The organism is Massilia sp. AB1, assembly GCF_018119385.1.
Lineage (GTDB): Bacteria > Pseudomonadota > Gammaproteobacteria > Burkholderiales > Burkholderiaceae_D > Telluria.
Genome location: NZ_JAGKSG010000005.1, coordinates 113,055 through 137,742, shown reverse-complemented (window position 1 = coordinate 137,742; position 24,688 = coordinate 113,055). Strand labels below are relative to the sequence as shown.

At 64.9% G+C, this 24,688-nt stretch carries 25 protein-coding genes; 9 read left to right on the top strand and 16 right to left on the bottom strand.

Annotated elements, in window-relative coordinates:
- Positions 1 to 138: 138 nt before the first annotated feature.
- Together J8847_RS05030 and J8847_RS05025 are read left to right on the top strand one after the other, a co-directional pair.
- Positions 139 to 1,509, top strand: a complete 1,371-nt coding sequence (locus tag J8847_RS05030) for a glutamine synthetase family protein (RefSeq protein ID WP_211523578.1) — start codon at positions 139 to 141, stop codon at positions 1,507 to 1,509.
- A 32-nt stretch (positions 1,510 to 1,541) separates the two neighbouring features.
- Positions 1,542 to 2,990 carry an aspartate aminotransferase family protein gene (locus tag J8847_RS05025; RefSeq protein WP_211523577.1) on the top strand — a complete coding sequence of 483 codons (1,449 nt, stop codon included), beginning with the start codon at positions 1,542 to 1,544 and terminating at the stop codon, positions 2,988 to 2,990.
- A gap of 96 nt (positions 2,991 to 3,086) precedes the next feature.
- On the opposite strand, the gene J8847_RS05020 is transcribed toward J8847_RS05025, so the two are convergent.
- Positions 3,087 to 4,538, bottom strand: a complete 1,452-nt coding sequence (locus tag J8847_RS05020; protein WP_211523576.1) for a sodium:solute symporter family protein — start codon at positions 4,536 to 4,538, stop codon at positions 3,087 to 3,089.
- Positions 4,539 to 4,680: 142 nt separating this feature from the next.
- On the opposite strand from J8847_RS05020, the gene J8847_RS05015 reads away from it, so the two are divergent.
- Complete coding sequence (locus J8847_RS05015; protein WP_211523575.1) at positions 4,681 to 6,165, top strand: aldehyde dehydrogenase; 1,485 nt, start codon at positions 4,681 to 4,683, stop codon at positions 6,163 to 6,165.
- A 123-nt stretch (positions 6,166 to 6,288) separates the two neighbouring features.
- Here J8847_RS05015 and J8847_RS05010 read toward each other — a convergent pair whose 3' ends face one another.
- The 4 genes from J8847_RS05010 to J8847_RS04995 all read right to left on the bottom strand — a co-directional run bounded on the left by J8847_RS05010 (position 6,289) and on the right by J8847_RS04995 (position 9,294).
- Entirely contained in the window at positions 6,289 to 6,564 is a 276-nt protein-coding gene (locus J8847_RS05010; RefSeq protein WP_211523574.1) for a hypothetical protein, read from the bottom strand.
- 139 nt (positions 6,565 to 6,703) lie between these two features.
- Entirely contained in the window at positions 6,704 to 7,312 is a 609-nt protein-coding gene (locus J8847_RS05005; protein ID WP_211523573.1) for a PEP-CTERM sorting domain-containing protein, read from the bottom strand.
- A 165-nt stretch (positions 7,313 to 7,477) separates the two neighbouring features.
- Positions 7,478 to 8,215 (bottom strand): LytTR family DNA-binding domain-containing protein, encoded by a 738-nt coding sequence (locus J8847_RS05000; RefSeq protein ID WP_229512513.1) that lies wholly within the window; start codon positions 8,213 to 8,215, stop codon positions 7,478 to 7,480.
- A gap of 2 nt (positions 8,216 to 8,217) precedes the next feature.
- Positions 8,218 to 9,294 (bottom strand): sensor histidine kinase, encoded by a 1,077-nt coding sequence (locus tag J8847_RS04995; RefSeq protein ID WP_229512505.1) that lies wholly within the window; start codon positions 9,292 to 9,294, stop codon positions 8,218 to 8,220.
- A 160-nt stretch (positions 9,295 to 9,454) separates the two neighbouring features.
- Between J8847_RS04995 and J8847_RS04990 the strand changes: the two genes are divergently transcribed.
- A complete protein-coding gene (locus tag J8847_RS04990) occupies positions 9,455 to 10,792 on the top strand; it encodes a glutamine synthetase family protein (RefSeq protein WP_211523571.1) in 1,338 nt (445 codons plus the stop codon).
- Between the two features lie 40 nt (positions 10,793 to 10,832).
- On the opposite strand, the gene J8847_RS04985 is transcribed toward J8847_RS04990, so the two are convergent.
- On the bottom strand, positions 10,833 to 12,443 hold the full coding sequence (locus J8847_RS04985; RefSeq protein WP_211523570.1) for a response regulator: 1,611 nt from the start codon (positions 12,441 to 12,443) through the stop codon (positions 10,833 to 10,835).
- 179 nt (positions 12,444 to 12,622) lie between these two features.
- Between J8847_RS04985 and J8847_RS04980 the strand changes: the two genes are divergently transcribed.
- The 3 genes from J8847_RS04980 to J8847_RS04970 all read left to right on the top strand — a co-directional run bounded on the left by J8847_RS04980 (position 12,623) and on the right by J8847_RS04970 (position 15,103).
- Positions 12,623 to 13,399, top strand: coding sequence for a DeoR/GlpR family DNA-binding transcription regulator (locus J8847_RS04980; RefSeq protein WP_211523569.1), 777 nt, complete (start codon positions 12,623 to 12,625; stop codon positions 13,397 to 13,399).
- Positions 13,396 to 14,553 (top strand): MFS transporter, encoded by a 1,158-nt coding sequence (locus tag J8847_RS04975; protein WP_211523568.1) that lies wholly within the window; start codon positions 13,396 to 13,398, stop codon positions 14,551 to 14,553. The genes J8847_RS04980 and J8847_RS04975 overlap by 4 nt, the downstream gene beginning before the upstream one ends.
- Positions 14,554 to 14,626: 73 nt before the next feature.
- Complete coding sequence (locus J8847_RS04970) at positions 14,627 to 15,103, top strand: hypothetical protein (protein ID WP_211523567.1); 477 nt, start codon at positions 14,627 to 14,629, stop codon at positions 15,101 to 15,103.
- Between the two features lie 44 nt (positions 15,104 to 15,147).
- On the opposite strand, the gene udk is transcribed toward J8847_RS04970, so the two are convergent.
- From udk to J8847_RS04945, 5 genes are all read right to left on the bottom strand, one after another.
- Complete coding sequence (gene udk / locus J8847_RS04965) at positions 15,148 to 15,789, bottom strand: uridine kinase (protein ID WP_211523566.1); 642 nt, start codon at positions 15,787 to 15,789, stop codon at positions 15,148 to 15,150.
- A gap of 184 nt (positions 15,790 to 15,973) precedes the next feature.
- A complete protein-coding gene (locus J8847_RS04960; RefSeq protein WP_211523565.1) occupies positions 15,974 to 16,603 on the bottom strand; it encodes a cold shock and DUF1294 domain-containing protein in 630 nt (209 codons plus the stop codon).
- 97 nt (positions 16,604 to 16,700) lie between these two features.
- Entirely contained in the window at positions 16,701 to 17,231 is a 531-nt protein-coding gene (gene thpR / locus J8847_RS04955) for an RNA 2',3'-cyclic phosphodiesterase (protein WP_211523564.1), read from the bottom strand.
- 10 nt (positions 17,232 to 17,241) lie between these two features.
- Positions 17,242 to 18,087: a 3-methyl-2-oxobutanoate hydroxymethyltransferase gene (panB, locus tag J8847_RS04950; protein ID WP_211523563.1), complete on the bottom strand. Its 846-nt coding sequence runs from the start codon at positions 18,085 to 18,087 to the stop codon at positions 17,242 to 17,244.
- 161 nt (positions 18,088 to 18,248) lie between these two features.
- Positions 18,249 to 18,611 (bottom strand): hypothetical protein, encoded by a 363-nt coding sequence (locus J8847_RS04945; RefSeq protein ID WP_211523562.1) that lies wholly within the window; start codon positions 18,609 to 18,611, stop codon positions 18,249 to 18,251.
- A gap of 103 nt (positions 18,612 to 18,714) precedes the next feature.
- Between J8847_RS04945 and J8847_RS04940 the strand changes: the two genes are divergently transcribed.
- Positions 18,715 to 19,050 carry a DMT family protein gene (locus tag J8847_RS04940; RefSeq protein WP_211523561.1) on the top strand — a complete coding sequence of 112 codons (336 nt, stop codon included), beginning with the start codon at positions 18,715 to 18,717 and terminating at the stop codon, positions 19,048 to 19,050.
- A gap of 53 nt (positions 19,051 to 19,103) precedes the next feature.
- Here J8847_RS04940 and folK read toward each other — a convergent pair whose 3' ends face one another.
- From folK to J8847_RS04915, 5 genes are read right to left on the bottom strand one after another with little or no spacing between them, the layout of a single operon-like run.
- Complete coding sequence (gene folK / locus J8847_RS04935; RefSeq protein WP_211523560.1) at positions 19,104 to 19,577, bottom strand: 2-amino-4-hydroxy-6-hydroxymethyldihydropteridine diphosphokinase; 474 nt, start codon at positions 19,575 to 19,577, stop codon at positions 19,104 to 19,106.
- On the bottom strand, positions 19,574 to 20,956 hold the full coding sequence (gene pcnB / locus J8847_RS04930) for a polynucleotide adenylyltransferase PcnB (RefSeq protein WP_211523559.1): 1,383 nt from the start codon (positions 20,954 to 20,956) through the stop codon (positions 19,574 to 19,576). Before pcnB ends, folK begins: the two co-directional genes overlap by 4 nt.
- A complete protein-coding gene (locus J8847_RS04925) occupies positions 20,949 to 21,623 on the bottom strand; it encodes an HAD family phosphatase (RefSeq protein ID WP_211523558.1) in 675 nt (224 codons plus the stop codon). The genes pcnB and J8847_RS04925 overlap by 8 nt, the downstream gene beginning before the upstream one ends.
- Complete coding sequence (gene hda / locus J8847_RS04920) at positions 21,620 to 22,303, bottom strand: DnaA regulatory inactivator Hda (RefSeq protein ID WP_211523557.1); 684 nt, start codon at positions 22,301 to 22,303, stop codon at positions 21,620 to 21,622. Before hda ends, J8847_RS04925 begins: the two co-directional genes overlap by 4 nt.
- Before the next feature lie 56 nt (positions 22,304 to 22,359).
- On the bottom strand, positions 22,360 to 23,457 hold the full coding sequence (locus J8847_RS04915; RefSeq protein ID WP_211523556.1) for an AI-2E family transporter: 1,098 nt from the start codon (positions 23,455 to 23,457) through the stop codon (positions 22,360 to 22,362).
- A gap of 113 nt (positions 23,458 to 23,570) precedes the next feature.
- On the opposite strand from J8847_RS04915, the gene purM reads away from it, so the two are divergent.
- On the top strand, positions 23,571 to 24,614 hold the full coding sequence (gene purM / locus J8847_RS04910) for a phosphoribosylformylglycinamidine cyclo-ligase (protein WP_211523555.1): 1,044 nt from the start codon (positions 23,571 to 23,573) through the stop codon (positions 24,612 to 24,614).
- The last annotated feature ends 74 nt before the right edge of the window (positions 24,615 to 24,688 follow it).

Below are 24,688 nucleotides of genomic sequence, written 5' to 3'. Positions count from 1 at the left end.
TTTCACGAACCAAGGGCTGCCGCCCGCAAGTGGGCGACCGCAGTTCCCTAGCTTCCCTGCCTGCCGTATCCCTGCGCGCGGCGTATGTGCTCGCACCTTCGCCTGCGTGCCCGCATTGGAAAAGACAGTGAGGCAAACATGGCAATCCGCGAAAATTTCAGCTATACCGACATGGAAGAGTGGCTCAATGCGAAGCGAGTCACCGAAATCGAATGCCTGGTCCCCGACCTGACCGGCGTTGCGCGCGGCAAGATCCTGCCGCGCGTGAAGTTCACCGAAGACCGCGGCATGCGCATCCCTGAAGTGGTGCTGGGCATGACCGTCACCGGCAACACCCCGGAGCGCGACGACGCCTACAACCGCGCCATCGCCGCCACCGACCGCGACATGATCCTCAAGGCCGACCCCACCACCATCACCACGGTGCCGTGGGCGGTGGACCCGACCGCGCAGGTGATCCACGACTGCTACTTCGCCGACGGCAGCCTGGTCGACTTCGCTCCGCGCAGCGTGCTGCGCCGCGTGCTCAAGCTCTACGCGGAGCGCGGCTGGAAGCCGATGGTCGCACCGGAACTCGAGTTCTACCTGACCGCCAAGAACATCGACCCGGACCTGCCGCTGGCCGCGCCGGTCGGCCGCAGCGGCCGCGCCGAGACCAGCCGCCAGGTCTACAGCATCGACGCCGTCAACGAGTTCGATCCGCTGTTCGAGGACATCTACGACTACTGCGAGATGATGAACCTCGACGTCGACACCCTGATCCACGAGATCGGCGCCGGCCAGATGGAAATCAACTTCCTGCACGGCGACCCGCTCGGCCTGGCGGACAAGGTATTCTACTTCAAGCGCACCCTGCGCGAGGCCGCGCTCAAGCACGACATGTACGCCACCTTCATGGCCAAGCCGATGGAAGGCGAACCCGGTTCGGCCATGCACGTGCACCAGAGCGTGGTGGATGCGAAAACCGGACGCAACATCTTCAGCAACGAGGACGGCACGGCCTCGAAGCTGTTCCAGCAGTACATCGGCGGCCTGCAGCGCTATATGCCGTCGGCGATGGCGATCGTCGCCCCTTACGTGAATTCCTACCGCCGCATCGTGCGCCACACGGCCGCGCCGATCAACCTGCAATGGGGCATGGACAACCGCACCGTGGGCTTCCGCGTTCCGGTGTCGGGCGCCCAGGACCGCCGCGTGGAGAACCGCGTGATCGGCGCCGACGCCAATCCCTACCTGGCGCTGGCCGTGACCCTGGCCTGCGGCTACCTGGGCATGACCGAGCAGCTCGATCCTTTGCCGATGGTCGAAGGCAGCGCCTACGACATGGCGGTCGAGCTGCCCCAGGGCCTGTCCGAAGCGATCACCCTGCTGCGCCGCGAGGAGCGATTGCGCGAGATCCTGGGCGAGCGCTTCATCGACGTCTATTCGGCGGTGAAGGACCTGGAGCACCAGGAATTCATGCGCGTCATCAGCCCGTGGGAGCGCGAGCACCTGCTGCTGCATGTCTGATACGGAAACCTTCACGATGATGGGAGTCGATCATGACAGCCAAGCTTACGGCAGCATCCCCGGTGCGCACGAGCGCAGCGGACACCTACACGGACAGCTTCGATACGGCCGCGCTGCAGCAGCTCGACGCGGCGCATTTCCTGCATCCCTTCACCGACCACGCCGCCCTGCGTGAGCGGGGCGCGCGCGTGATCGTGCGCGGCGAAGGGGTCTACCTCTGGGATTCGGAAGGCAAGAAAATCATCGACGGCATGGCCGGCCTGTGGTGCGTGAACGCCGGCTACGGCCGCGCGAGCATCGCCGAGGCGGTGCATGCGCAGATGCTGGCCCTGCCTTTCTACAACAGCTTCTTCAACACCACCAACGTGCCCGCCGTGAAGCTGGCCGCGCTGCTGGCCAGCCTGGCGCCGCCGGGCTTCCAGCACGCCTTCTTCACGACCTCCGGTTCGGAAGCCAACGACACCATCGTGCGCATGGTGCGACGCTACTGGCAGCTGATGAACCAGCCCGAGCGCCAGGTCATCATCAGCCGCCGCAACGCCTACCACGGCAGCACCATGGCCGGCGCCTCGCTGGGCGGCATGGCGGCCATGCATGCGCAGGGCGGACTGCCGATTCCGGGCATCGTCCACATCGAGCAGCCCAGCTACGCCGCGCACGGACAAGGCATGAGCGAAGCGGGTTTCGGCCTCGTGGCGGCCAGCTGGCTGGAGGACAAGATCCTCGAGCTGGGGGCGGACAAGGTGGCCGCCTTCATCGGCGAGCCGGTGCAGGGCGCGGGCGGCGTGATCATTCCGCCGGCGACCTACTGGCCGGAGATCCAGCGCATCTGCGAGAAGTACGACATCTTGCTGGTGTCGGACGAGGTGATTTGCGGCTTCGGCCGGCTGGGCACCTGGTTCGGCTGCGAGCTGATGCAGGCCAAGCCGGACCTGATCGCCTTCGCCAAGGGCGTCACCTCGGGCTATGTGCCTTTAGGCGGGGTGCTGGTCGGCAGCCGGGTGGCGCATACCCTGATCGAAAAGGGCGGGGACTTCAACCACGGCTTCACCTATTCGGGCCATCCGGTGGCCTGCGCGGCGGCGCTGGAGAACCTGCGCATCCTGATCGAAGAGAAACTGGTGGAGAAGGTGGCGCTGGAGACGGGGCCTCATCTCAAGGCGCGGTTTGCTTCCCTGACCTCTCATCCGCTGGTGGGAAACGCGGAGACCTGCGGGCTGGCGGCGGGGCTCAATCTCGTCAAGCGCAAGGGCGACACGGTGCATGAGTGCGAGGCGTTTCCGCCATTGAGCGCGGTGGGGATGCTGTGCCGCGGGTTCATGTTCGACAATGGCGTCATCATGCGCGCGGTGGGGGATCGGATGATCGTGGCGCCGCCCTTGTCGATCACCGTCGCGGAGATCGATGAGATGGTGGAGAAGATCAGGTATTGCCTGGATCTGACCTACGATGAGGTGAGGAAGAATGGGTGGATCGAGTAGCGTTTCTCGCTGCTCAAAGAAACTTGGGTTCCCGCGAAGGCGGGAACCCAAGTTAGTAAAAGACCCGTCACGCCCTAGAGCGTAGCGAACCCGATTTCAAACCGCCACAAGCTTCGGCTCACAATGATTCTTGAACACCTGCGGCGCCAGCGAGCCCACGAACATGCCGATAAAAGCCGCAATCAGCCCCGCCAGCTGCCCCGGGAAATGCTCGCCCCAGGTGGTGAGCTGCGGGAAGAACAGCACCCACACGATAATGCCCGCGCCGATCGACAGGATCGCCCCCTGGGTCGTCGCCCGCTTCCAGTACAGCCCCATCACCAGCGGCACGAAGGCGCCCACGAGCGTCACCTGGTAAGCGCTCGACACCAGCTCATAGATCGAGGTGCCTTCCATCGCGATCGCATAGGTCAGCACCACCGCGGCGAACACCACCACGCTGATGCGCATCGCCAGCAGCAGCTGCTTGTCGCTCATGCCCGGACGCAGGTGCTTGAGGATGTTCTCCACGAAGCTGGTCGACGGCGCCAGCAGGGTGGCGGACGAAGTGCTCTTGATCGCCGACAGCAGCGCGCCGAAGAACAGGATCTGCATCACCAGCGGCATTTTGGTCATGATGAAGGTCGGCAGCAGGCGCTGGTAGTCGTTCTTGGCGATGTCCATCGCCGAGCCGCCCATCACCACCACGGCCGCTGCCACGATGAACATCGGCACGAAGGCGAACAGGATGTAGCTGGCGCCGCCGATCACGGCGCCGGTGCGCGCGGTCGGGGCGTCCTTGGCCGACATCACGCGCTGGAACACGTCCTGCTGCGGGATCGAGCCGAACATCATGGTGATGGCCGCGCCGATGAAGAACACGACGTCGGTGAAGCTCGGCTCCGGCAGCACGCGCCACAGGTCGGCCTGCTGCGCCATCGCCAGCACCTTGTCCGAACCGCCGGCCAGGTCGGCCGCGAAGAAGGCGATGATGCTCATGCCGACGATCAGCACGATCATCTGGATGAAGTCGGTGATCGCCACCGCCAGGAAGCCGCCCACAACCACATACACCAGCACCGCCAGGGTACCGATCAGCATGCCGGTGGCCGGCGCCATGGCGCCATTGGTCAGCACCGAGAATACCAGGCCCAGCGCGGTGATCTGCGCCGCCACCCAGCCCAGGTAGCTGAGGATGATGGCCAGCGAGCAGAAGATCTCGATGCCCTTGCCGTAGCGCTGGCGGTAGTAGTCGCCGATGGTCAGCAGATTGAGTTTGTACAGCTTGGTGGCGAAGAACAGGCCGACCAGGATCAGGCAGGTGCCGGCGCCGAAGGGGTCTTCGATCACGGCGTTCAGGCCGCCCTGGACGAACTTGGCCGGCACGCCCATCACGGTCTCGGCGCCGAACCAGGTGGCGAAAGTGGTGGTAATGACCATCACCAGCGGCAGGCTGCGGCCCGCGACGGCGAAGTCGCTGGTATTCTTGATCCGTGTACCCGCCCACATCCCGAGCGCCAAGGTACCCAAGAGGTAGAGCACGACAAATGTGATCAAAGTGGTGTTCATGCGGTGTGTGCTCCGAGGGACAAAATATTATCGGGCGGAAAATCCGCGATTATAAAGGCAGAACCTGGCGATTGGATCAACTATCCCCGGATTTGTCCATGGATGTTGCTCCGCAGTTGCGTTTACTGGAAGGATGAGTGAAATGACAACAACAACCTGGCATGAACGAGCCGCGGCGCTGAACGCCGACGGCCGCGCTTTCATCGACGGCTGGCGCGTGGATGCGCGCTCCGGCCTGTGCTTCGATTCCCTGTCGCCGGTGGATGGCCGCAAGCTGGCCGAGGTGGCCCGCTGCGACGTGCTCGACGTCGACCTGGCCGTGACGGCGGCGCGCCGCGCCTTCGAGGACCGGCGCTGGGCCGGCAAGCCCCCGGCCGAGCGCAAGCGCATCCTGATCCGCTTCGCCGACCTGATGCTGGCGCACCGCGACGAACTGGCCCTGCTGGAAACCATGGACATGGGCAAGCCGATCCGCTACAGCCGCAGCGTCGACGTGCAGCTGGCCCAGAACTGCATCCGCTGGTACGGCGAGGCGACCGACAAGATCTACGACCAGGTGGCGCCTACCTCCGAGGACAGCCTGGCACTGATTCAGCGCGAGCCGGTGGGCGTGGTGGCGGCCGTGATCCCCTGGAACTACCCGATGCTGATGGCGGCCTGGAAGATCGGCCCGGCCCTGGCGGCCGGCAACAGCGTGGTGCTCAAGCCGTCCGAGAAGGCGCCGCTGTCGTCGCTGCGGCTGTCCGAGCTGGCGCTGGAGGCGGGGGTGCCGGCGGGCGTGTTCAACGTATTGCCCGGCTACGGCGACGAAGCCGGCAAGGCGCTGGCGCTGCACATGGATGTCGATTGCATCGGCTTCACCGGCTCCACCCGCGTGGGCAAGCAGATCCTGCAGATGGCGGGCCAGTCGAACCTGAAGCGCGCCTGGACCGAGTTGGGCGGCAAGTCGGCCAACATCGTCTGCGCCGACTGCCCGGACCTGGATGCCGCCGTCGAAAGCGCGATCGGCTCGATCTATTTCAACCAGGGCGAGAGCTGCAATGCGCCCTCGCGCCTGTTCGTCGAGGAATCGATTCGCGAGGCTTTCCTGGACAAGGCGCTCAAGCTGATCCCGCGCCACGCTCCCGGCGATCCGCTCGACGAGGAGACGGTGATGGGGGCGATCGTCGACCAGACCCAGATGAAGACCGTGCTCGGCTACATCGAAGAGGGCAAGTCGGCCGGCGCGCGGCTGCTGGCCGGCGGCGCCGCGGCGCGCCAGGAGAGCGGCGGTTTGTATATCGAGCCGACCCTGTTCGACGGCGTGGATGGGTCGATGCGCATTGCGCGCGAAGAGATCTTCGGGCCGGTGCTGTCGGTGCTGTCGTTCACGGACCTGGACGAGGCCATCAAGCAGGCCAACAGCACGCCTTATGGCCTGGCGGCGGCGGTGTGGACGCGCGACATGAGCAAGGCGATCCGCGCGTCCCGCGCGCTGCGGGCTGGTACGGTGCACGTGAACCAGTACGACAACGACGACATCACGGTGCCGTTCGGCGGTTACAAGCAGTCAGGGAACGGGCGCGACAAGTCGCTGCACGCGTTCGATAAATATACGGAGCTGAAGACGACCTGGATTCAGGTTTGAACCGTTAACGCATGCACGTCGTTCCGGCGGAGGCCGGAACCCAAGTTAAGCGTCTCGATAGCTCAAGCAAACTTGGGCCCCGGCCTTCGCCGGGGCGACTGTCTTGTGGCTAACTGAGAACTTTTAGGAGCCGGCTTTCTTGCTCATCTGGCCCATGCACATCTGCGGCGCGGCACCGGTAATCGCCGCAGCGCCCGCCATCGCCTTCTGGCCACAGCACTTGCAAGGCATCGGCTTGCCATCCGCCCCCATCTTCTCCTTGCAGCAATCCATCCCGGCATGGTTCTTCATCGCGTCGGTCATGGCGGTGTTCTGCGTCCCCATCTGGGCGCAGCCTGCCAGCAGGCCTGTCGCCATGAGCGCGGCCAGCGTGTGTTTGGTAGGTGCAAATGTGAACATGGTGGTCTCCTCGTCGAACTACCGGCAACTGTAGCAGGAAGTCCTCGCAAAGTCTCCGCTCGAAAAAAATGCCAGTCAATCGCTGACTGGCATTTTTCTTATGCCGCCCGGATCATCCAGGCGGTAGGTGCGCCGTGTTTCAGGCCTTCTTGCGGCGACGTGCCAGCATGCCCAGGGCGCCCAGGCCGAGGAGTGCCAGCGAGGCAGGCTCGGGGACGTCGGCCTGGGTCACGGTGAACGAGCCGGCCAGGATGCCGGTGCCGTCGTAGTTGCCGCCCTTGGCGATGAAGCCCCAGGCCTGGCCTGCGGTCAGGTCCAGGTCGAGCGACTTCTTGACCACGCCACCCCAGGTGTTCTGCGTCAGCAGCGTGGCGTTGCTGGTCGAGCCTTGCCAAATCGACATATCGGTGTACGACTGATACCAAGCTGCGAACGAGGACAGGTCCACGTCGATCGAGAGCTTGCCGGTTTTCTGTGCCGTCGTGGAGAACACATAGGTCTGCTGCGGCACGCCCATGTAGGCGTGGCCCGGATGCTTGAAATCGTAGGACAGCTTGTTGCCGCCCACGGTCAGGTCGGAGCCCATGCCATAGGCGTCGCTGCCGCTCCAGGTGGCGGTCCACTGCTGGGAAAGCGGACCCGTGCCGGTGACCGCAGTTGCGGTCGTGACGACGGCAGCAGAGGCTGGAAGTATGAGGGCCAGGCTCATGCCTGCAATGCTGAACAACTGTACGAGCGAACGGTTCATTTTTTATTCTCTTTCAGGAATATAGTTAAAATTGAAATACAAATTTATGGATAGCAATTTGCATGCCAAGTTTGCAACTCCTTGATTTTGAAGGAACGCCCGAGAAGGTCTGCGAGGAGGTGTAAAAGATTCCGACAGATATTTCTTATTGCATGAAACCAACTTTTAGATGGACATATCGCGCAGCGCCCTGGACGCCTCGCGGTTGGCGCCCAGGCGGGTGCCGTCGCGCATCTCGATCTGCAGCTGGGACTGGTCGTCCGGCGTCATCGACTCGACGAAATCGAGGTTGACCAGCACCGAGCGGTGGATGCGGATGAAGCGCGCCGGGTCGAGCTGGGCTTCCAGCTCCGCTATGCCGAGCCGCACCAGGAAGTTCTGGCCGCGCGCGACGATCACCGTGTACTTGGAATCCGATTTCATGTACTCGATATCGCCCACCGCGAGCGGGAAGATGCGGCCGCGGTCGCGCACCAGGATGCGCTCGACGCGCCGCACCTCACGCTGGCCCGCCTGCAGCAAGGTATCGGCCAGCTCGCCCGGCGAACGCTGCGGCGCATCCAGCAGGCGCGCCACGGCGGCGTCGAAGCGCGCACGCGTGAAGGGCTTGAGCAGGTAGTCGACGGCATTGAGTTCGAAAGCCGTGACCGCGTACTGGTCGTAGGCCGTGGTGAACACGATCTGCGGCAGGTAATCCAGGCGGCGCAGCACCTCCAGCCCGGTCATCTCGGGCATCTGGATGTCCATGAACACCACCTCCGGCCGCAGCCGGTTGATGCTGGCCAGCGCTGCTGCCCCGTCGGCCGCTTCGCCCACCAGGCGCAGGCCCTCGTGGGCGCAGATCGCATCGCGCAGCACGTCGCGGGCGAGCGGTTCGTCTTCCGCGAAGAATACGGTCTTCATGTTCACGCGAGTCTCCCTGTCGGTTCGAGCGGAATGGAAAATGCGACGGCGAAGCCGGCGCCCGGGGCGGTGTCGATGCGCAGCGCGGACTCTGCGCCGTAGTCGAGCACCAGGCGCTTTTCCACCGTGCGCAGGCCGAGGCCCGCGCTGCGTCCGATCGCATCCGCATCGACGCCCGGACCGTCGTCGCGCACGGCAAAGCGCAGGCGCCCTCCGGCTTCGTCGCGCTGGGTCTCGATGCGCAGGGTGCCGGGGCGGCTGTGCGGGTTGAACGCATGCTTGATGCTGTTCTCGACCAGCGGCTGCAGGGACAGCGCCGGCACCTGTTCGCTGCCGGCATCCGGATCGAGCTGCCATTCCACGTTCAGGCGGCTGCCGAGGCGCAGCGCTTCCAGCTCCAGGTAGTCGCGCACGAAATCGAGTTCCGCATCGAGCGTCACGCGGTCGCTGCCGCTTTTCTCGGTGTCCAGCACGTAGCGCAGCATGTCGGAGAACTGGAACAGGGCGGTCTCCGCCGCGCCGGGGTCCTTGCGCGTGAGCGCGATGATCGAGTGCAGGGTGTTGAACAGGAAGTGGGGATTGAGCTTGCTGCGCAAGGCGTTCAGTTCCGAGGCGATCAGCAGCTTTTGCGCCTCTTCCATGGCCAGCGCCTGCCGGTGGGCGCGCTCGCCGGCGCGGACCAGCGTGAAAATGCCGGTCCCGAGCAGGTAGGTCATGCAGTGGTACAGCAGGGGCCAGACATACCAGCTGATCGCCTTGTTGGGCTGGAACATGGCCCAGAAGGGCCCTTGCGACAGGATCGCGAACACGGGCGCGATCAAGGCGTGGACCACCAGCACCGTGGTCCGGCTCAGCTTGCGGCGCTCCAGGTAGCCGGTCAGCGGCCACGCGAGGGCCAGCAGCAGCGCGGAGGGGAGCAGGCTGGCGATCGTCAACGCGGCTCGCGCCGCATCGAATTGTCCCGCCACCACCTTGTCCAGCTGGTCGGCGGTCGACAGGAAGACCGCATATACCAGCCAGACGGCAACATAGATCCGCCACATGAGGCGGCGGCCAGGGTCGGGCTGCTTGATTGACATTGTTTTCATGGCGGAAGTATGGCGCAGAATGGGCCAGGCGGGGCCGGTCATGACGCGAAATGCCAGATTCGATACCTGGATTGCGGGAAGGCGTCAGCGGCGCGCGGGGCCGGCGGGCGTGGTGCTATATTGGGCCTCCCGTAGCTACGACGGAAACACCATGGGCATTGAGATGCGCGAGTTCCTGCGCGAACACAATATTCATGAAGTCGAGTGCGTCATCACGGACATGACGGGCATCGCGCGCGGCAAGATCCTTCCCAAAGACCTGTTTCTCGACGGCGGCCACATGCGCCTGCCGAAGAGCGTGCTGCTCAACACCGTCAACGGCGAGCAGCCCAACAACGCGCCCTACGTGGGCACGACCGACCCCGACATGATCTGCGTACCGGATCCGGACACGATCCGGGTCGTGCCCTGGGCCTCCGAGCGGGTTGCCGTGGTCATCCACGATTGCCGCAACTTCGACGGTTCGCTGGTCGAGCTGTCGCCGCGCGCGGTGCTGCGCCGGGTGCTGGGGTTGTACGAAGAGCGCGGCTGGCGGCCGGTGGTGGCGCCGGAGATGGAGTTCTACCTGGTGGCGCGCAACACCAATCCGCACGAGCCCCTGACGCCCCCGATGGGCCGTACCGGCATGGCCGAGACGGGGCGCCAGTCCTACTCGATCGACGCGGTGAACGATTTCGATCCCTTCTTCCTGGAGCTGTCCGCCTTCTGCAAGGCCCACGACCTGGGCGTGGAAACCCTGATCCACGAGGCTGGCGCGGGACAGATGGAAATCAACTTCGCGCACGGCGACGCGCTCGAGCTGGCCGACCGCGTGTTCCTGTTCAAGCGCGCGGTACGCGAGACCGCCCTGCGGCACGGCATCTTCGCCACTTTCATGGCCAAGCCCATGGAGACCGAGCCGGGCAGCGCCATGCATGTGCACCAGAGCGTGGTCGACATCGCCACGGGGCGCAATATCTTCACGGAGGAGGGGGGCGGGCCGAGTGAGCTGTTCTTCCACTATATCGCCGGGCTGGAGCGCTATGTGCCGGACGCGCTCCTGATGTTCGCGCCGCATGTGAATTCCTACCGCCGTTTATCGCGCTTCCAGTCGGCGCCGACCAATGTGCGCTGGGGCTACGACAACCGCACTTGCGGCATCCGCGTGCCGAATTCCTCGCCCGAGGCCAGGCGCGTGGAGAACCGGGTGCCGGGGGTGGATGTGAATCCCTACCTGGCGATGGCGGCCACGCTCAGCTGCGGGCTGCTGGGGATGACCGAGCGGCTCACGCCGTCGGACCCGACGCCGGACAGCGCGGAGCAGGTGCACGACGATCTGCCGCGGGACCTGGAGGATGCGATTTTGCGCTTGCGCCAGTGTCCGCAGCTGGCGGCGATGCTGGGAGAGCTGTTCGTGCAGGCGTACTGCGAGGTGAAGGAGCTGGAGTTTGCGACGTTTAGCAGGGTGATCAGCTCTTGGGAGAGGGAGCATTTGATGCTGCTGGTGTGATGCGGGCGTTTGCAGCTTCGGTGCGGAACTTGTCAGCAGATTACGGGCAGGGCAGCGTAATCGTCAGCTTCGTCACACCCGAACCGGTATCCATGCTGACGCTGCCTCCCTGCACCTCGGCCATCAGCCGGATCGAGTACGTCCCCAGCCCGGTCCCCCCGATCTTCTCGCTCGACGCATACTTGTCAAAGAAGCGCTCCCGCAGCTCCACCGGCACCTCGCCCGGGTTATCGATCATGACGTGCAGATTTCCATACCCCGGCGCCACAACCATGCGCACCGCCGCCCCGCCCGGCGACGCCTCCACCGCATTCTTCAGCGCGTTGTTGAACAGCGAATAGCACAGCATCGGCTCGCCCAGGCACATCACGTCCTGCGGCGCGTCGAAGCGGATCACCACGTCCTTCTCGGTGAAGGCCAACTGCACCTGCTGCGCCACCTTGGCCAGCAGCGTGCCGAGGTCGAACATCTGCAGGATCGGCTGGTAGGTCCCTTGCTCCATCTTGTAGACGTCGAGGGTGCGGTTGATCATTTCGAGCGCGTGCTCGGCCGCCTCTTCGATCATGCGCGCCTGCTGTTCCTGCGCCTCGTTCAGCGCGCTCCCCAGCAGGAACTGGCTGCCGTGCAGGGCCACCGCGATCGGGCTCTTGAGGTCGTGGCGGGTCATGCGCTCGACATCCTCGCGCAGGCGCGCGTTCTCGATCAGCAGTTCGTTCTGGCGCTTCAGGTCCTGCATGGCCGTGGCCAGCATCAGGTGGGCCGAGAGGCGCGCCTTGAGGATGGTCGGGTCGGCCGGCTTGGCCACGTAGTCCACCGCGCCCAGGCGCAGGCCGGACACCACGTCCTCGGTGCCGTCGCGCGCGGACAGGAAGATGATCGGGATGTGCGCCGTCTTCGGATTGGCCTTGAGCTGGCGGCAGACCTCGAAGCCGTCCATCACCGGCATCATGATGTCGAGCAGGATCAGGTCGACGTGGAAGGCTTCCGCGATCTCCAGCGCCTTCTTGCCGCTGATCGCGACCTTGATCGCGTATTCGTCCTTCAGCACGCCGGCCAGCACCTCGATGTTGGTCGGGATGTCGTCGACGATCAGCACCGTGCACTTCTTGACCCGCTCGCCGATCGGCTGGTCCAGGCCGATCACGTTCGACGGCGGCAGGGCCGGCGCCGCAGGGGCGACTGCAGCCGGAGCCGGCGCAGGTGACGGCGCGCTCGGAACCGCAGGACGGGCAGGGGCCGGGCGTGCGAACGGCGAGGCCGGTGCGCTGTCGAGCGTTACGCCCAGCATGCTCATGAACTTGCTGGCGAAGCTGTGCACCGTGAAGGGCTTGATCATGTAGGCGTTCACGCCCGCCTGCAGCGCGGTGCGTACCGAGGCCGGGTTGGCTTCGGCGGTCAGCATCATGAAAGGCGTGTGGGCGTAGCGGTGGTCGCTGCGCATCCATTTGAGCAGGTCGATGCCGCTCATGACCGGCATGCCCCAGTCGCCGACCACGATGTCGATCTGCTGCTTGCGCATCACGTCCTGCGCCGTCTTGCCATTGTCGGCCTGGAACACGTTCAGGAAGCCGAGTTCGGCCAGCACCTGGCGCACATGGGTGCGGATCAGGAGGTAATCGTCGACGATGAGAATGGCAGAGGACTTGTCCATGATATTTATAGCAACGTAAGTTGATGAAGTTTAACAACTAATTGTTGGGCCGCCTACGTGCCTGGAGGTCCAGTGTTGCGCAGATGATCAGCTAACCCTGCCTGTTTTTGCATGTTTGTGCGTTTACTTGCATGAGTTTGCCTGTTTGTGTACAGTGAGCGGACACATCAGGAGAACCCATGCAATTAGCGGAAGAGCGCCGCCAGGCGATTGTCGACGCCGTCGAGCGCGAAGGAAGGGTGCTGGCCGTCGAGCTGGCGCGCACCTTGGACACCTCGGAAGACACGATCCGGCGCGACCTGCGCGACCTGGATGCGGCCGGCCTGCTGCGCCGCGTGCACGGCGGCGCCGTGCGCCTGCGCCGCGAAGCCAGCTTCAGCGAGCGGGCCGAAGCCGACATGGCGCGCAAGGGCCAGCTCGCCCAGGGACTGCGCGACTGCATCCGTCCGGGCGACACGGTGCTGATCGACGCCGGCTCGACCCACCTTGCGCTGGCGCGCCAGCTGGAAGACGGCTGCGCCGCCGCCATCGTCACCAACAGCCCGCAGATCGCGCTGGCGCTCGGCCACTTCCGCCGCACGCGCATCGTGCTGCTGGGCGGGACCTATCACCCGGACGTCGGCGCCACCGTCGGCGCCGCGACCATGCTCGAAGTGCAGCGCCTGCGCGCCGACCTGGCGCTGGTGGGCGTGTGCGGCCTGGACCTGGAGCGCGGCCTGGGCGCCGCCAATCCGGAAGAAGCGGCGCTCAAGGGCGCCATGCTGGCCGGCAGCGCGCGCCGCGCGGTGGCCGTGCTCAACGAGCGCCTGGAAGGCGGCGCGCCCTTCGTGTTCGGCGCGCTCGCCGATCTCGACCACCTCGTGCTGGAAGCCGATGCGCCGCCGGATGCCGTCCACACGCTGCGCACGGCCTGTTCGGCTCTCGACATCAAGTTCACCGGAAAGAGCAAGGCATGAATCCCGTTTCGACTTCCAACGCGCCCGGCATCGAGGCGGGCCGCTGGGCCATCTCCACCGTCTTCCTGCTGAACGGCGCCGGCATCGGCCTGTGGGCCGCCCACGTGCCTGTGGTGCAGCAGCGCATGGGCATCGACACCTCGACGCTCAGCATGGTGCTCCTGACCATCGCCGCCGGCGCGCTGCTGGCCATGCCGCTGATGGGCGGACTGACCTCGCGCTTCGGCACCCGCCGCATGACCCTGCTGTCGGGCTTCGCCTTCGCGCTCCTGCTGGGACTGATCATGAAGGTGGACGGCTTGCCCCTGCTGTTCGGCACCGCCTTCCTGTTCGGTATCAGCAACGGCGCGCTGGACGTGGCGATGAACGCCAACGCCAGCGAAGTCGAGGCCGCGCGCGGGCTGCCGACCATGTCGTCCTTCCACGGCTTCTTCAGCCTGGGCGGCCTGATCGGCGCGGCGCTGGGCGGCCTGATCATCGGCCAGGGATGGGGACATGGCGAGGGCGCGATGGCGATGGGCGCGCTGACCGCGGCGGTGCTGGCCCTGGCCGCGCGGCGCGTGGTGGCTTTCGCCCCCACGCATAGTCATGGCAGCCATTTCAGCCTGCCGCGCGGCGCGGCCGTCGGTCTCGGCTTGCTGGCCATGCTGTGCTTCGCGGTCGAGGGCGCGCTGGTGGACTGGAGCGGCCTCTTGATGCAGGAGCGTACCGGCGCCCCGCCGGCCACCGCGGCCGTCGGCTTCTCGGCGTTTTCGATTGCGATGGCGGCCTGCCGTTTCGCGGGCGACCGGATGATCGTGCGCTTCGGTGCGCTGCGGGTGATGGTGGTGGGCGGAGTGGCGATGTTCGCTGGCTTGGCCACCGCGGTGCTGAGCACCCACTTCCTGCTGTCGGCCTGCGGCTTCGCGCTGATCGGCCTGGGCGCGGCGAACGTGGTGCCGCTGCTGTTCGGCGCGGCCTCGCGCATCCCCGGCATGAGCGCCGGGGCTGGCGTGGCGGCGGTGGCGACCCTCGGCTACGGCGGATTGCTGCTGGCGCCGCCGGTGCTGGGCTGGATCGCGACCCAGTCGAGCATCATGATGGCGCTGGGGATGCTGTCGCTATCGGGATTGGTGATCGCCGTGAGCGCCGGGGTGGTGAAGCGTCACGGCTGAGACGCGGCTGCCGTTATAATTCTCCGCAGCCGCGCACTCTTGCCGGCCTGTCCAACCCGCCTCTGGAAAGCATATGAAGAAAGCCCTGTCCTTGCTGCTGTTGGTTTCTGGCGCCGCTCTGGCCGACGACGACGCCGCCGTCCTGAAATGCCGCGCGCTCTCAGAGGCAGCGAGCCGCCTCGCCTGCTACGATGCGATGCCGGTGGCGGTGGCGGCGGCGCCGGCCGCCGCTGCGCCTAACGCCGGGGCGGTTCGCACCGAGACGGTCCAGCCGGAGGCAAAATTCGGGTTGGCGAAGGCCGCACCGCAGCCCGTCAAGGAAAAGAGCCCTTCGAAGATTCGCAGCAGCGTGGCCGGAGCCCTGGACGGCTGGTCGCCCGGCACCCGTATCGCGCTGGCCAACGGCCAGGTATGGCGCGTGACCGAGGGCGAGGCAGTCCTGCCACGCCTGAACAACCCGCAGGTCGAAATCTCGCGCGGCATGTTCAGCAGCTACCTGCTGCAGATCGACGGCCATGCTAATACCGCGCGCGTCGAGCGCGTCCAGTAGCACACCGCTGCCGGGAGCCGCCTGAAAGGTCCGGGGCGATACGATCAGGACCGCTTCAACTGGCCGATGACGCTCGCCACCTTGGTGGTGATGACATCGACCGCCGGGCCATTGGCGCCGTGGGGCAGGATGACGTCGGCGTGGCGCTTGGTCGGTTCGATGAACTGCTTGTGCATCGGGCGCACCGTTTCCAGGTACTGGTTGACGATGCTCTCCATCGAGCGGCCGCGTTCGGCGATATCCCTCTGCATGCGGCGGATGAAGCGCACGTCGGGGGCGGTGTCGACGAAGATCTTCAGCGACATCATCTTGCGCAAATCCGCGTCATACAAGGCAAACAGGCCTTCGATCACGATGACCGGGGCAGGTTTGACGGGGATGGTCTTGTCGGAGCGGTTATCGATCGTGAAGTCGTACACCGGCATCGCGATCGTTTCGCCGTTGCGCAGGGCGCGGACGTGCTCTACCAGCAGGGGCCAGTCGAAGGCCTGCGGATGGTCGTAGTTCTGCTTGCGGCGGACTTCAGGAGTGAGGTCGGACTGGTCGCGGTAGTAATCGTCCTGCATCACGACCGAGACCATCTCGGCGCCGAACGACGCCAGCACTTGCTGGGTCACGGTTGACTTGCCACTGCCGCTTCCGCCAGCGACACCAATGACAAACGGAAGGGAGGAAATTGCGTTCATCCCGGAATGATACCGGAGCGGCAGGCGAACCGACAGGGGCTGGGCGATCCAAAACGATGTGTTCGGCAATCTTGCAACGCCTGCCTTCGCCTGTCGCTACTCGGTCTTTTCACTTCTTCCGGATTTCTGTCGGTCCGAAGCGATTGCTTTCTCGTGCTGATGGGCGATCGGATGTTCGCGGTCATCATACTGTGCCAAGAAGAGCGCTCAGTGCCTCGGCACCTGGCGGTGTAAAGAACCAGATGAGTATTCCGCAATTGATGAGAACTGTCGCCCAGAACACTGTGCGGAACGATGCCTTCTTCGATTTGTGCCGCAATGCCTGCTGGGCTACAAGAGCGCCAGGCCAGCCGCCAATAAGCCCGAGCATATGCAAGGTGCTTTCGCTGGTCCTCCACGTATTCTTCCGAGCTGCAGATTTATCGGCAGCATAGGTACAGAATGCCAGGGTGCTCATAACAAAATACAAACCAAGTAAAGCAAGCGGCAACTTTCCGGCAAAAACGCCAAGAGTAACAAACCCGAGAAAGCCCGCAGCTGCGATCAATGAACCAGTTGGCGAATCAAGCGATGATTTCCGTAACACGGCGTCGCGGACCAGAATGACTTGTTCTGCGCGCGGCCCCTTCTCGTTGGCGCCCAAATGGTAGGTGACGATGTCATTGCTGACCGGGCGGGCTCCGCGCCTGCTAAACGCGCTGATATGCACAAATACTGCTGGGCCGCCTCCATTCGGGGTGATAAAGCCGAATCCCTGATCGTCTTTCCAAGAGGTGATTCTTCCTTGGTATCGAGGCACTTTCTGACTTCCCATCTTGAATTTCCTGGATAAAGATAGGATAGTGTAGTGAGATATTTTCCTAGGGGCAATTACTCGTTGTGCGGTTGCAGCTGGCGGTGAAAAGGCAGACTTACTCCATGCAATTCCCATACTCGCGCAGGACGATGTATCCGCCCCCATCGCCCGGCCGCGATTCCACCAGCGCATAGCCCTGCGCTTCCCATGCAATCGCCGGCCCGGACGTGGGCACATCGGCTCCAACAGCGCGTCTGGCCATGGTCACATGCGGCCGGTACTTGCGCGCTTCCGGCACCAGCCCCAGCGCCGCGATCGCTTCGTTCAGTCGCGCATGCAGCGCCAGCAGCTCCGGCGGCTCGCTGTGCGGTTCGAGCACGGCCAGCCCGCGCGGCCACATCACGGCGCGTCCCAGCTCCAGCCGGAAGGGTTCGAAGGGTACGGTAAAAGCGTCGAGCAGCTCGGGCAAGCGCTCGGAGGGCAGGTTGCCCAGGAAGTGCAGGGTCAGGTGCAGCTTGTCGGTATGCACCGGGGCGGCGCCGCGCGGCCAGCCCCAGGCATCGCGCCATTCGCGCAGCTGGTGGCGAATGGCCGGATCCGGCCAGAGCGCCAGGAACAGACGGGTTGTCTCTTGCTGGCCGCTCATCGCCGTCTCCTTAGAAGCAGTGCTCCGGACCGGGGAAGCTGCCGTCCTTCACGGCCGCCACGTAGGCAGTCACGGCCGCGTCGATGCTGGTCTGGCCTTCCATGAAGTTGCGCACGAAGCGCGCCTTGCGGCCCGGGAACACGCCCAGCAAGTCGTGCATCACCAGCACCTGGCCCGAGCAGTCGGGACCCGCACCGATGCCGATGGTCGGAATGAACAGCAGGTCGGTGACTTCCTTGCCCAGCGCCGCCGGAATGGCTTCCAGCACCACCATCATGGCGCCGGCCGCCTGCAGCGCGAGCGCGTCGGCCTTCAGGCGTTCCGCCGCCTCGTCGGTCTTGCCCTGCACCTTGAAGCCGCCGAAAGCGTGTACGAACTGCGGGGTCAGGCCGATGTGGGCGCACACGGGAATACCGCGCTCGACCAGGAAGCGCACGGTGTCTGCCAGCCAGGCGCCGCCTTCGATCTTGACCATCTGGGCGCCGGCGCGCATCAGTTGCACGGCGCTGTCGTAGGCTTGCTGCGGGTTGCCGTAGGCGCCGAAGGGCATGTCGGCCAGCACCAGCGCGTTCTTGTTGCCGCGCGCGACCGAGGCGGTGTGATAGGCCACGTCGGCCACCGTCACCGGCAGGGTGGAGTCGAAGCCGGCGCAGACCATGCCCAGCGAATCGCCGATGAGCAGGACTTCGACGCCGCAGCGGTCCATCAGGGATGCGAAGCTGGCGTCATAGGCGGTCAGCATCGCGATCTTGTTGCCGGCTGCGCGCATGGCGAGCAGGGAGGGAACGGTCACGGCCTTGGCGACAGGCTTCGGCGTAACCGGGGCCTCGTTGCCACCCCCGAGATAAGCGCTCATAGATATCCTTTTGAAAACGAAACGTCCAGGCCGCGTAGTGTAATACCACGGACGCGAATGCGCAGGAAAGGTTCTAGAAAGAGGGTTCTAGGAATGGGAGATGACGCCGATAGGTGCCGGGGGTAAAGGGCTGTCAAGGCTTCGCCTCGCCACAAGAAGCGCTACTTGTACCCACGCGATTTCTGCACATTGGTGTCGCATGCCGAGCAGAGGAGCCGGGTGTTTGCTGGGGTATAGCCGCCCATGGCTTCCAATCGATCAAGCACAACGTACTTATCGGGAAGTGTGGTCATACACAAGGGGCAGGTGTTTTCTTGCTCGCTTCTTTTTAGTTCTTTCAGCTTGCGTCGATGCATAGGCTTGCCGCGCTCGTCGTAGGAAAGCTCCTTGTAGAGTTTTCTTCGCAGCGCCCATTGCAAGTCAATATCGCCACCACTCCGTGAAGCGAGGCTCTGCCGGACCTCCGCAATCAGCGGTGCAAAAAGACGTTCGAGTTCGTCTGAAGAGAGCTGCCTGTTTGCCATTTCTATCTCACGTGAAGATCACCAGGGTATATGCCGCGTGCGAGCTTCGCTCGTCTGCAATAATGTTGGTTCTTACCGACCCGTTGCTGTTAATTCAACTTTCATGCAAACCTTCCTGCTCCTTGCCGCCTCCAATATTTTCATGACCATCGCGTGGTACTGGCATCTCAAGGGAGGGATGCACAAGCCGCTGTTCACAGTGATTCTTGTAAGCTGGGGAATCGCGTTTGTCGAATACTGTCTTGCGGTGCCGGCGAACCGAATAGGCTTTGCAAGCGGATGGAGTGCCGGACAGCTCAAAGTGGTTCAGGAGGCTATCGCGCTTGTGGTCTTTGGCGTGTTCATGGTTACCGTCCTAGGTGAGCCCATCCATTGGCGACATCTTGCAGCGTTTGGCTGCATCATGGCGGCAGTGGGCTTCTTGTTTGTTGGACGTTAGCGTAAATCGCATCGTGCGAGCCCGTTGAAGGGCGCGGACGCGAAGCCGCATGCTCAGGCTATCCGGGTGATGAACTGGTCCGCCACCTGCGGCACGAAGCCGGCGGCTGGCCCGCGGCCGGGAATGGCCACGCTAGGAGCGATTTCCAGCAGCGGCGCCAGCACGAAGGCGCGTTCGTGCATGCGCGGATGAGGAACGCTCAAGGTCCCGGTGGCGATGGTCTCGTCGCCGTACAGCAGCAGGTCCAGGTCGAGCGTGCGCGGCGCGTTGCGGTAGGGCCGCTCGCGGCCGTGCGCCAGCTCGATCTCCTGCAGGGCTTCCAGCAAGGCTTGCGGCGCCAGCGTGGTGTCGATGCTGGCCACCGCATTGACGTAGTCGTCGCCGCTCGAATCGATCGGCGCGGTGCGGTACAGGCTGGAGCTGCCGAGCAGGGTGGCGCCCGGCAGGGCTTTCAAGCGCGCGATCGCGTCCAGGACGTTCGCCTGCGCATCGCCCAGGTTGGCCCCGATCCCGATGAAAGCGATCATTCCTCGCCGCCGCCCGCACTTTGCGCGGCTGCCGGCGCGCCTTCGCCACTGTTCTTGCGCGGGCCGCGGCGCGGACGGCGCTTCTTGGGCGCGCCGCCTTCGCGGTCGCGGTTGTTGGCCTCGGCCACCAGGCGTTCGCGCTCGCCGCCTTCGGCGTCGTAGAACTCGGTCCACCATTCGCCGATCTCGGCCGGCAGTTCGCCGGAGGCGCAGCGCAGCAGCAGGAAGTCGTAGCCGGCGCGGAAGCGCGGGTGTTCCAGCAGCTTGTACGGCGCGCGGCCGGTGCGGCGCTCGAAGCGCGGCTGCATGGCCCAGATGTCGCGCATGTCGGTGGCGATGCGGCGCTGCAGGGCCAGGTTCTCGGTCTGGGTCTCCAGCACGTCGTCGGCCGCCAGGTGCAGGGCCGGGATCGGCGATTCGCCGGCGGCGCGGTAGGCGTTCCACTTTTCCAGCACCTGGTGCCACAGCAGGGAAGCGAACAGGAAGCCCGGTGAGACGCCCTTGCCGGCCTTGACGCGGCCGTCGGTCGATTCCAGCGCCAGGGTGACGAACTTCATGCCGATCGGCTGCTCCAGCACCACGTCCAGCAGCGGCAGCAGGCCATGGTGCAGGCCGGCCGAACGCAGCTCCTTCAGGCAGGCCAGCGCGTGGCCCGACAGCAGCAGCTTGAGCATCTCGTCGAACACGCGCGCGGCCGGCACGTTGTCGATCAGCGGGGCCATCACGGGGATCGGGGCACGGGTGGTCGGCTCGATGGTGAAGCCCAGCTTGGCCGCGAAGCGGACCACGCGCAGCATGCGCACCGGGTCTTCGCGGTAGCGCGCTTCCGGCATGCCGATGATGCGCAGCAGCTTGGCGCGGATGTCCTCGATGCCGCCGTGGTAATCCAGCACGCTCTGCGTGGCCGGGTCGTAGTACATCGCGTTGATGGTGAAGTCGCGGCGCGCCGCGTCCTCGTGCTGCGGACCGAAGTTATTGTCGCGCAGGACGCGGCCATGCTCGTCCTTGGGCGCGTTGTCGCTGCCGTTGCCGCGGAAGGTGGTCACTTCCAGCAGGTCCTGGCCGAACATCACGTGCACGATCTGGAAGCGGCGGCCGATGATGAAGGCGCGCCGGAACAGGCGCTTGACCTGCTCGGGCGTGGCGTCGGTGGCGATGTCGAAATCCTTGGGCTTCACGCCCAGCAGCAGGTCGCGCACCGCGCCGCCCACCACGAAGGCCTTGAAGCCCGCTTCCTGCAGGGTCTGGGTCACCCGGACCGCATTCGCCGAGACGTTCTTCGGGTCGATCTTGTGCTCTTCCGGCCCCAGGATCACCGGTTCGGTCGGATTGCGCTCGTCTTTGACGCCGAGGATTTTGCGGATGAATTTTTTAATCATTGAATAGGCGGATGGTTGGCCAGCCCTGCGCCTGCGCATGGCTTGCGAGCGCGCTGCTCGGGTTGGTGGCGATCGGGTGGGACACCACCGACAGCAGCGGAAGATCGTTGTGCGAATCGCTGTAGAAATGGCTACGCTCGAAGCTCTCGAACGGGCGGCCCATGCGCTCCAGCCAGGCGTGCATGTGGTGGATCTTGCCTGCGCCCGAGGTCGGGGTGCCGGCCAGCTTGCCCGTCAGGCGCCCTTGCGCGTCGACTTCCGGCATGGCGGCGATGTGGTGCTCGACGCCGAAGGCGCGCGCGATCGGGGCGGTGATGTAGTGGTTGGTGGCGGTGATGATGGCCACCAGGTCGCCGGCGTCGATGTGGTCGCGCACCAGCTTCACGGCCTGCGGCAGGATGGCGGGTTCGATCACTTCGCGCATGTACTGGGCGCGCAGGGCGTCGAGGCGCTCGCGCGGGAAGCTCGCCAGGGTGCCGAGCGCGAACTCCAGGTACTCGACCGGGTCGAGCACGCCGGCCTGGTATTGGGCGAAGAACTCGTCGTTGCGCTGGCGGAAGGCGGCTTCGTCGACCGCGCCGACGCGCACCAGGAACTCGCCCCACTCGTAGTCCGAGTCGATCGGCAACAAGGTGTGGTCGAGATCGAAGATGGTAAGGTTTTTCATTCTTTCGTATCCGGCTGCTGGTTTTCCTGCAGCAATAAATCGCGCAACAAAGGCACGGTCACCGGGCGCTGGGTCTCGAGCGAATATTGGTCGAGGGCGTCCAGCATGGTCGCCAAGGAGCGCATGTCGCGCTTGAAATGCGACAACAAATAGGGTAACACGCTGGCCGACAAGGTCAAACCGCGCGCTTCCGCGGCCTGGGTCAGGGCGGCGATCTTCTCGTCGTCCGACAGGCCGTGGATCTGGTAGACCAGGCCCCAGCCCATGCGCGTGCGCAGGTCTTCGCGCACCTGCAGCAGGGCCGGCGGCACCGGGCCGGTGCAGACCATGTAGGCGCCGTGCTCGCGGATCTGGTTGAACAGGGCGAAGGCGTCGATCTGGCGCTGCGGGCTCAATTGGTCGCAATCGTCCAGCAGATAAAGGCTGATCTCCGGGGTGAAGACGAACTGGTCTTCCGGCGCGTCGGCCGCGATGTAGCGCGAGCCCGGGCTGGCGGCCAGGGCTTGCAGCAGGTGGGTCTTGCCCGTGCCGGTGTCGGCCCACAGGTAGGCGAAATGCTCGCGCGACGCGCGCTGCGCGAACTGGTGCATCAGGTGCGCCATTTCCGCGTTTTCTCCCACCTGGAAGGTGTCCAGGCTGTGCACCGGTTCGGCGCCCAGGTCAAGCACCAGCTGTTTCATGGTGTTGGTTGTTTGCAAACACAATCGAATGCGCACTATCTGCGCTGTTATAGTCGTCAAGCATTATAGAAGCTGCTGCGCAGGTAGTGGCTGCGCACGTGGCGGAAACCGACCATCAGCACGGCCGATGCCGGCAGCGCCAGCAGCACGCCGGCGAAGCCGAACAGCTCGCCGAAGGCCATCAGGGCGAAGATCACGGCCAGCGGATGCAGGCCGATGCGCTCGCCCACCAGGCGCGGGGTCAGGATGAAACTCTCGAGCAGCTGGCCGACCGTATAGATGATGGCCACCCAGATCACGGCGCTCCAGCCGGCGAACTGCAGCAGGGCCGCCACCAGGGCCAGCAGCATGCCCAGGCCGAAGCCGAGATAAGGCACGAAGCCCAGCACCCCGGTCAGTACGCCCACCGGCAGCGCCACATCCAGCCCGATCAGAGCCAGGGCCGCCGAGTAGTACACGGCCAGCACGATCATCACCAGCAGCTGGCCGCGCAGGTACTGGGCCAGCAGTTCGTCGCTCTCGCGCGCCATGCCGGTCACCTTGGGCAGGAAGCGGCGCGGGATGGCGCCCTGGATGCGCGCCAGCAGCTGGTGCCAGTCGAGCAGCAGGTAGAACACCACCACCGGCACCAGGGTGAGGGTGGCGATCCAGCCCAGCAGGGCGCTGCCGCCCACGCGCACCTTGGCCAGCACCGTGGCCCAGACGTCGTCGCCGCTGGCGGCCACCTGGCGGGTGAGGAGTTCGCGCAGGCCTTCGCTGTCGAGCTTTACATGGATGCCGTACTGGGCCAGCCAGGGCGAGAACATGGCGTCGAGCTTGGTGAAGAAGGCGGGGATCTTCGCCTGCAGCAGGGGAATCTCGGCGCGCAGCACCGGCACCACGATCAGCACCAGGGCCAGCACGCCCAGCACGAAGGCGGTCAGCACGATCGAGACCGCGACCACGCGCGGCATCAGGGGTTTGCTCAAGCCGCGTTTGCCCATCCGGGCGCTGCTCAGGCGGTCGACGGCGCCGCCCAGCATGTAGGCGAGGATGGCGGATGCGATGAAGGGCGAAAGGATCGGCCCCAGGGTGTACAGCAACAGCGCCAGTGCCAGCCAGAGCGCCAACCAGAATGCCGATTGTTTCTGCTCTGGAGTAAGGAAAAAGGGCATGCGGTGTTGTGATTATTCGTTAAACGGGTTGGATGGGGGCCGTTTTGTTAAAATAGCGGATTGACCAATTCTGGTCTGCGCCTTCTATTTTACCGCCTCCGCTGCCAAATACCATGAGCCAACCATCTAATGTTTCTCTCTCCTACCGCGACGCAGGTGTCGATATCGACGCCGGCGACGCCCTGGTCGAAGCAATCAAGCCGTTCGCCAAGCGCACCATGCGCGAGGGCGTACTGGGCGGCATCGGCGGCTTCGGCGCGCTGTTCGAGATCAGCAAGAAGTACAAGGAACCGGTCCTGGTATCGGGCACCGACGGCGTCGGCACCAAGCTGAAGCTGGCCTTCGAGCTGAATCGCCACGACACGGTCGGCATCGACCTGGTCGCCATGAGCGTGAACGACATCCTGGTGCAGGGCGCCGAGCCGCTGTTCTTCCTCGACTACTTCGCCTGCGGCAAGCTGGACGTGCCGACCGCCACCGATGTGGTGAAGGGCATCGCCCAGGGCTGCGAACAGGCCGGCTGCGCCCTCATCGGCGGCGAGACCGCCGAGATGCCGAGCATGTACCCGGACGGCGAATACGACCTGGCCGGCTTCGCCGTCGGCGCGGTCGAGAAGTCGCAGATCATCGACGGCAGCAAGATCGCACCTAGCGATGTGGTGCTGGGCCTGGCCTCGTCGGGCGCGCACTCGAACGGCTACTCGCTGGTGCGCAAGATCATCGAAGTCGCCAAGCCGGACCTGGAAGCCGACTTCCACGGCCGCAAGCTGGCCGACGTGCTGATGGCCCCGACCCGCATCTACGTCAAGCCGCTGCTGGCGCTGATGGCCTCGATGGAAGTGAAGGGCCTGGTGCACATCACCGGCGGCGGCCTGGTCGAGAACATCCCGCGCGTGCTGGGCGACCACCTGACCGCTGTCCTGGACGGCAAGTCGTGGACCCTGCCGCCGCTGTTCCAGTGGCTGCAGCAGCACGGCGGCGTGGCGGATGCGGAGATGCACCGCGTGTTCAACTGCGGTATCGGCATGACCGTGATCGTCTCGAAAGAGAACGCGGATGCGGCGATGGCGCAGCTGCAGGCGGCTGGCGAGACCGTGTACCGCATCGGCGAGATCCGTGCGCGCGCTGAAGGCCAGGCGCAGACGATCGTCGAATAAGCTGTTCTTCGGCTGATGAAAAACGGGCGCCTTGAGGGCGCCCGTTTTGTTTTGTTCGCGTCTTCGCACACCAA